This is a genomic window from Parafrankia sp. BMG5.11, from assembly GCF_004337455.1.
Genome location: NZ_SJXI01000070.1, coordinates 1 through 2192, shown reverse-complemented (window position 1 = coordinate 2192; position 2192 = coordinate 1). Strand labels below are relative to the sequence as shown.

Annotated in this window: 1 protein-coding gene; it reads right to left on the bottom strand. The window is 69.5% G+C overall.

The window, feature by feature from the left end:
* The coding region (locus tag E0504_RS37345; RefSeq protein WP_131626788.1) for a type I polyketide synthase at window positions 1-2114 on the bottom strand (2114 nt) is incomplete at its 3' end.
* Window positions 2115-2192 lie beyond the last annotated feature (78 nt).

The following is a 2192-nucleotide window of genomic DNA, read 5'->3' as shown; positions in this document are numbered from 1 at the left end:
ACCCGCCCCGACAGCACACTCGACGTGTTGCCAGTGAAGGCGTGTCCTTCAACGCTCTCCGGCAGACCCTCCATGTCGCAAATGTAGGAGGAGGTGCCGGCCCCGACAAACACCCCGGTCCGACTCCCCCTGAGAGCCTGCGGATCCAACCCGGCCCGTTCCAGAACCTCCCAGGACACCTCCAACAACAACCGCTGCTGCGGATCCATCGCCAACGCCTCACGCGGCGAGATCCCGAAAAACTCCGCATCAAACCCGGCCACATCATCCAGAAAACCACCACGCCTAACATAAGACTTACCCAACCGCTCCGGATCCGGATCATACAAATCCTCCGGCCAACCCCGATCGGACGGGAAGTTCGTGGTGGCGTCGATTCCGGCCGCCACTAGGTCCCACAGATCCTCCGGGGAACGCACCCCGCCCGGGAAGCGGCAGGAGATGCCCACCACGGCGATCGGTTCGGTGGTGGCGACAGCCGTGAACGGCTCGGCCGGCTGGGGGGCGGCCGTGGTGCCGAGCACCTGCAGGACAACGTACTGGGCCAGGGCTGCCGGGGTCGGGTAGTCGAAGACCAGGGTGGCGGGAAGCTGGAGACCCGTGGCGGCGGACAGCCGGTTGCGCAGTTCCACCGCCGTCAGCGAGTCGACGCCCGCGTCGAGGAAGCCCCTGGTCTCGTCCACGCTGGACAGCGTGTCGTGCCCAAGGATCGTGGCGACATGTCCGCGGACGAGGTCCAGCACCATCCGGTTGCGCTCCGCTGCGGAGAGCGCGAGCAGTCGGCGGGCCAGCGACAGGCCAGAATCCCCGTCCGAGACGGCGGCACGCTTCGTCGGCGTACGGATCAGACCGGACCAGACCGGCGAAAGTACACCGGCCATCGCGCGCTCACGCAGCACCTGTACGTCGACACGCGTGGCGACCGTCAACTCCGTGCCCGACCGCAGGCTCGCGTCGAACAGGGCGAGGCACTCCTCGACCGGCAGCGCCACCGCGCCCTCGCGCGACAGTCGCGCCGCGTCGCCTCCCGCCGCGCCCGCGCCCTCCTCCGCACGAAGCGCACCCCAGGCCACGGAGAGCCCGGGCAGCCCCTGGGCACGGCGCTGCCGGGCCAGAGCGTCCAGAAAGCTTCCGGCAGCGGCCAGACCCGCGTACCCGGCGCCGCCCAGTACACCGGCCGCCGACGAGAAGACGACGAATGCCGAGAGATCCAGGCCTCGGGTGAGTTCATGCAGGATCGCGGCGCCCGCGATGCGCGCGTCCAGCAAATAGCCGAGCCGGTCGGCGCTGAGCGTCTCCAGAAGCCCGCCGGCGACCTCGCCCACCGCGTGGACGACGGCCGTGAGCGGCTGCTCCGCTGGGATGCCGGCCAGGACCTCAACTAGGGCGGACCGGTCGGCCGCGGCGCAGCCGGCGATCCTCACCTGCGCGCCGAGGGCGGCGAGTTCGGTGCGCAGTTCCTCCGTGTCTACGACGGCCGCCTCGCCTACGGTGAGCACGAGGTGGCGCACGCCGTGGTGCGCGACGAGGTGACGCGCCACTTCCCGGCCGAGCCCTTCGGTGCCGCCGGTAACCAGAACGGTGCCCGACGGATCAAGTACGGCGGCCTCCGTCTCCTCCTTGTGCGGTATGGCCCGCTTGAGTCGGGGCCCGAACATGCGGTTTTTGCGGAGGGTGAGTTGGGGTTCGGTGCCGGTGGTGGCGTGGGTGAGGAGCGTGTTCCAGTCCGTGCCGGTCTCGTCGGTGGCGGGGTCTGTGTCGATGAGGATGAATCGGTCGGGGTGTTCGGTCTGCGCGGTACGGATGAGGCCCCAGACGACAGAGGCGGCCAGGTCGGTGACACCAGGGTCGTCCGGGCCCTGCCCGGTGCTGACCGCACCCTGGGTGACGACGACGAGGGGGACGTTTTCCAGCCGGTCGTCGGCGAGCCAGGCCTGAACGCTGAGGAGGAGATACTCGGCGAGTTCATGCGCGGACCGGAGAACATCGGTGATGTCGGGAGCGGTGAGAGTGAGGACCGCGCACTGCGGCAAAGGGCCACCCGCGTCCACAGACGCGAGGAACGCCGCCACGTCCGGATAGTCGAGGGCGCCAGGCACGGCGGACCGCACCATGAACGGATCGGCACCCAGGACCGCGACCGAGGAAACCGACCCAGCCCCGGCACCCGTCACCGGGAACCACTCCAACAC